This window comes from Candidatus Streptomyces philanthi, from assembly GCF_059553635.1.
Genome location: NZ_JCANQV010000356.1, coordinates 1 through 5,329, shown reverse-complemented (window position 1 = coordinate 5,329; position 5,329 = coordinate 1). Strand labels below are relative to the sequence as shown.

Annotated in this window: 5 protein-coding genes; all 5 read right to left on the bottom strand. The window is 74.4% G+C overall.

All coding sequences use genetic code 11. The annotated features are described in order from the left end of the window. Positions 1-913: FAD-dependent oxidoreductase (locus tag AC51EU_RS26695; protein WP_496269644.1), on the bottom strand; the 913-nt coding region annotated here is incomplete at its 3' end. A gap of 120 nt (positions 914-1,033) precedes the next feature. Continuing rightward, positions 1,034-2,053: a hemolysin family protein gene (locus AC51EU_RS26690; RefSeq protein ID WP_496269643.1), complete on the bottom strand. Its 1,020-nt coding sequence runs from the start codon at positions 2,051-2,053 to the stop codon at positions 1,034-1,036. After that, positions 2,050-3,399 carry a hemolysin family protein gene (locus AC51EU_RS26685; RefSeq protein ID WP_496269642.1) on the bottom strand — a complete coding sequence of 450 codons (1,350 nt, stop codon included), beginning with the start codon at positions 3,397-3,399 and terminating at the stop codon, positions 2,050-2,052. The genes AC51EU_RS26690 and AC51EU_RS26685 overlap by 4 nt, the downstream gene beginning before the upstream one ends. A 233-nt stretch (positions 3,400-3,632) precedes the next feature. Next, on the bottom strand, positions 3,633-4,523 hold the full coding sequence (locus AC51EU_RS26680) for a TIGR03621 family F420-dependent LLM class oxidoreductase (RefSeq protein ID WP_496269641.1): 891 nt from the start codon (positions 4,521-4,523) through the stop codon (positions 3,633-3,635). 98 nt (positions 4,524-4,621) lie between these two features. Then, positions 4,622-5,314 carry a class I SAM-dependent methyltransferase gene (locus AC51EU_RS26675; protein ID WP_496269645.1) on the bottom strand — a complete coding sequence of 231 codons (693 nt, stop codon included), beginning with the start codon at positions 5,312-5,314 and terminating at the stop codon, positions 4,622-4,624. Positions 5,315-5,329: the final 15 nt, after the last annotated feature.

Below are 5,329 nucleotides of genomic sequence, written 5' to 3'. Positions count from 1 at the left end.
TGACGCCGACGCCGCCGACGGGCGACATGGTGTGCGCGGCGTCGCCGATGCACAGCAGGCCCGGCCGGTACCAGCGGCGCAGCCGCCCGAACGTCACGTCCAGCAGTTTGACGTCGTCCCAGGAGCCGATGGTGGCGGTGGTCGCGTCGTCCCAGGCGAAGAGGGTGCCGAGCCGGTCGCGCAGCCACTGGACGTCGTGCCGGCGCAGTGCGGCGTCGTGGCCCTTGGGGATGAGGTAGGAGGTCTGGAAGTAGTCGCCGCGGTCCATGGTGACGGCCGCCTGGCCGCCGCCGAAGCGGGCGAAGACCCGGCCGTCCTTGAGGGCGTCGGCGGGCGCGTCCACCCGGACCTGCCAGACGTCCATGGGGACGTCGTAGCGTTCCTGGCGCAGTCCCGCGGCGGCGCGTACGCGGGAGTCGCGGCCGTCGCAGGCCACGGTGAGGTCGGCGGCGATCTCGCCGGTGCGGCCGCCGGCGTCCCGGTGGCGCACGCCGGTGACGCGGCCGCCGGCGGTGCGCAGCGCGGTGAACGCGGTGCTCATCCGCAGGGTGAAGGACGGCTCGCGGGCCGCGGCGCGGGCGAGCAGACCGAGGAAGTCCGCCTGCGGGACCATCGCGAGGTAGGGATGGCGGCCCGGCAGGCGCCGCATGTCGGCCATCACGACCGAGGTGCGGCCGATGTGGGTGCGCATCTCGGTCAGCCGGGGGAACGGGATCGCGGCGAACTCCTCGCCGAGGCCCAGTTCGTCCAGCAGCCGCAGGGTGGACGGGTGGACGGTGTCGCCGCGGAAGTCGCGGAGGAAGTCCTGGTGCTTCTCCAGGACGGTGACGTCGATGCCTGCCCTGGCGAGCAGCAGACCGAGCATCATGCCGGCCGGTCCGCCGCCCACCACGCAGCATGTCGTGCGTTCCATGTGGCGTGCCCCCTTGTCTCGGTGCCCGTGTCCGGGCGGAACGGCGGCACGCCGACCGACGGCGTGTCCAACCGATCGGTCAGCAATCTAACCGATCGGTCAGCGCTCGTCTGCCGGGGGTCAGGCGGCCGGGCCCTGGAGCACCAGCTCCCGCAGCACGTCCTCCATCGTCACCAGCCCCGCCAGCGTCCCCCCGTCACTGATCACCGCGGCCAGATGGGTGCGCGAGCCCCGCATCGCGGTCAGCACGTCGTCCAGCGGCGTCGCCGCCCGCACCCGGGCGATCGGCCGCAGCGTGGACAGCGCGAACGGCTCCTCGCGCGGCACCGCGTCCAGGGCGTCCTTGACGTGCAGATAGCCGAGGATGCGCCGGGTGTCGTCGACCACCGGGAACCGCGAGAAACCGGACGCCGCGGACAACCGCTCCAGCCCCTCGGGCGTGACGCCCAGATGCGCGGACACCACCTTCTCCACCGGCAGCACCACGTCCCGCACCGGACGGCGGCCCAGCTCCAGGGCGTCCTGGAGCCGCTCCTGCGCCCGCTCGTCCAGCAGGCCCGCGGCGCCCGAGTCGGTCACCATCCGGGCGAGCTGGTCGTCGGAGAAGGTCGCGCTGACCTCGTCCCGCACCTCCACCCCCAGCAGCCTCAGCAGAGCGTTGGACAGCTTGTTGATCGTGAAGATCACGGGACGCAGCGCCCGCGCCAGCGCCACCAGCGGCGGGCCCAGCAGCAGCGCGCTGCGCACCGGGTCCGCCAGCGCGACGTTCTTCGGCACCATCTCGCCGAAGAGCATGTGGGCATAGGTCGCCAGCGCCAGCGCGATCACGAACGAGACCGTGTGGACCAGCGCCTGCGGCAGCGACACCGCCGCGAAGACCGGCTCCAGCAGGTCCGCGACGGCCGGCTCGGCGACCGCGCCCAGCACCAGCGTGCACAGGGTGATGCCCAGCTGCGCCGCCGCCAGCAGCGCCGAGACGTGCCGCAGCCCCCACAGGACGCTGTGCGCCCGGCGGTCGCCGGACTCGGCGTGCGGTTCGATCTGGCTGCGGCGCACCGAGACCAGGGCGAACTCCGCGCCCACGAAGAACGCGTTGACGACCAGCGTCAGCAGGCCGGTGAAGATCTGGAGCGCGATCACCGGGCCTCCCCCCGCCCGACGTGCCCGACCCTGTGCGCCGGGGTGGGCGCGGCGTGCAGCAGCACCCGCGCCGCGCGGTGCCCGGCGGCGTCGAGGACCTCCATGGACCACCCGGCGACCTCCAGGCGGTCGCCGCGGACCGGAATCCTGCCGAGCTCGGTGGCGATCAACCCGGCCAGCGTCTCGTAGGGCCCGTCGGGCAGCCGCAGGCCGATGCCCCGCAACTGGTCGGTGCGGGCGCCGCCGTCGGCGTGGAAGAGGGTGCGGCCGTCCGCGTCCCGGCCGGCCGGCGCCAGGTCCGGGGTCTCCAGCGGATCGTGCTCGTCGCGGACCTCGCCGACGACCTCCTCGACGATGTCCTCCAAGGTCACCACTCCGGCCGTGCCGCCGTACTCGTCGATGACCACGGCCATGGTGCGCTTGCCGGACAGCCGGTCGAGCAGCTGGTCGACGGGCAGGGTCTCGGGCACCAGCAGCGGTTCGCGCAGCATCGTGGCGACCGCGTGGCGCGGGCGCAGCTCGGCGGGGACCGCCAGCACGTCCTTGATGTGGACGGTGCCGATGACGCTGTCGAGCGTGCCGCGGTAGACGGGGAAGCGGGACAGCCCGGTCGCCCGGGTCGCGTCGGCGACGTCCTCCGCGGTGGCGTTCGCCTCCAGCGCCGTCACCTGCACCCGCGGCGTCATCACGTTCTCCGCCGTCAGGCCGGGCAGGCCCAGGGTGCGGACGAACAGCTCGGCGGTGTCGGCGGGCAGGGCGCCCTCCTTGGCGGAGTGCCGGGCGAGCGCCACCAGCTCCTGCGGGCCGCGGGCCGAGGCCAGTTCCTCGGCGGGCTCCAGGCCCAGCCGGCGGACGGTGCGGTTGGCGGTGGTGTTGAGGTGCCTGATCAGCGGGCCGAAGGCGGCGCTGAAGCCGCGCTGGACGGTGGCCACGCGCCTGGCGACGGGCAGCGGGCTGGAGATCGCCCAGTTCTTGGGGACCAGCTCGCCCAGCACCATCAGGACGACCGTGGAGATCACCGTCCCGAGGACCACGGCGACGGAGTCGGCCGCGCCCGGGGGGACACCGGCGGCGTCCAGCGGGCCGGCCAGCAGGGCGGCGAGCGCCGGCTTGGAGAGCATGCCGATGACCAGACCGGTGACGGTGATGCCGAGCTGGGCGCCGGAGAGCTGGAACGTGAGCCGGCGGACCGCCTTGAGGGCGCTGTCCGCCCCGCGCTCGCCGCGTTCCACGGCGCGTTCGAGGTCGCCGCGCTCGACGGTCGTCAGGGAGAACTCGGCCGCGACGAACACGCCGCAGGCCAGGGTCAGCAGGAGCGCCACGGCCAGAAGGAGCAGCTCGGTCATCGGGTCACCTCCGTTCCCTCGGCGGACGGGAACAGGGGATGCGTGCCCTGCGCGAAGCGTGCTCGGCTACTGGGAGGTTCGCCCATGACTGGACGCTCACACACCTTTCTTGAGGAATCAGGTGGAAAGGAACATCCCCATGGTAAAGGAGCGGCAAAGCACACGGCGGGTCGTGAGGGGATGCCCCCCTCACGACCCGGACCGGCCCCGTACGCGCGGGGGCGGACGCCGCCTCAGCTCCCCGACAGCTCCGCGATCACCGGCGCGAACGCCTCCATGAACGGATCGGTCACGGAGATGTACGAGAAGCCGTGGCGCTCCCGCTGCTCGCGCAGCTGCTCGGCCATCTGCCGGTGCGTGCCGATCAGCAGCGTCGGGACCTCCAGTGCCTGGTGCTCGTCCACCCCGATACCGTGCGCGGCCAGCTCGCGGGCGGCGGCCCCGCGGTCCCCCGTGACCCGCACCTGCTGCACCAGGATGTTCAGCTCGGCGGGCTCGGCGCGCCCGGCCGCGTACTCCCGGTACGCCGCGGCGGACGCCGCGACCTGCTCGGCGGGCAGCAGCTCCAGCACACCCTCCGGCCTGCCGGGCGCCTGCCGCCCCCCGGTGAACGCGACGATGTCCGCGTGCCGGGCCGCCGTCCGCAGCATCCGCGGGCCGTTGCCGCCGATCAGCAGCGGCGGCCGGGGCCGCTGGACCGGGCGCGGCAGATGTTCCGGGTCCGCGAACAGCCGGTCCAGCTCCTCGATCGTGCGCCGCAGACGGTCCACCCGCTCGCCCGGCGTCCCGAAGGGCAGGCCGGCGCTCTCGTGCTCGGCGCGGACGTAACCGGTGCCCAGGCCCAGCTCCAGCCGCCCGCCGGTGACCAGGTCGGTCGTCGCCGCGTCGCGGGCGAGCAGGGCCGGGGTGAAGAACCCGGCGTTGAGGACGAAGGTCCCCACCCGGGGGCGCGTCGTCGCCTCCGCCGCCGCGACCAGCGCGGGGAACGGCGAGGGACGGCCGAGATGGTCGGGCACGAGCAGCACGTCGTAGCCCAGGTCCTCGGCGCGGCGGCACTTCTCGCGCCACGAAGGGCCGGATGCGAGGTCGAGCATGGTGACGCCGAAACGGAAAGGTCGTGCCACGGGACCCCCAAGGTCAAAACCGGTGTAGCGGCCACGGCCATGCAACCACGCCGCCGTCCGGGCGGACAGGGACCGGCGCACCGCCGCCGGCCCGCCCGCTACCGCTGGGTGACGAGGGGCCCGGGATCGCGCCGCGCCGTCCCCAGCACCGTCGGCGAGACCGGCAGCCGGGGCCGGCCCTCCGGTACGTACAGCCGCCGGGCGCGCACCACCGTGAATCCCGCCGCGTGGATCGCGGCGAGCGGGTCCCGGCGGGTGTGGCAGCCGCCCATCAGCCGCGGCCAGAGGGTGCTGCGGTCCAGCGCCCACTGCACCGCCGACAGGGCACCGCCGTCCGCCCGGCCGTGCTCCAGGAACCGCAGCTCACCGCCGGGGCGCAGCACCCGGAGCAGCTCCGCGAGCGTTCTGGGCACGTCCCGCACCGAGCACAGCACCAGCGACACCACCGCCGTGTCGAACGCCTCGCTCTTGACCGGCAGCGCCTCCGCCACCCCCGGGACCACGTCCACCGGGACACCGGCGCGCACCGCCGCCGTCCGCGCCAGCCGCCGCAGCGTGGCCTCCGGTTCGACGGCGACCACCTCGGACACCGTCCCCGGGTAGTGCGGGAAGTTCAGCCCGGTGCCCGCGCCCACCTCGATGACCCGCCCGGTCGTCCCGGCCAGCAGCTCACGGCGGAGCGCCGCCACGCCCGCCCGCTGCTCCATCAGCCGCCCGCACCGCGCGTAGCAGCGGGCGAACAGCGGATGGCGCACCGCCTGCCGGGAAGCCGTCCTGCTCCGCACGCTCATCGTCCCGTCCCCTCG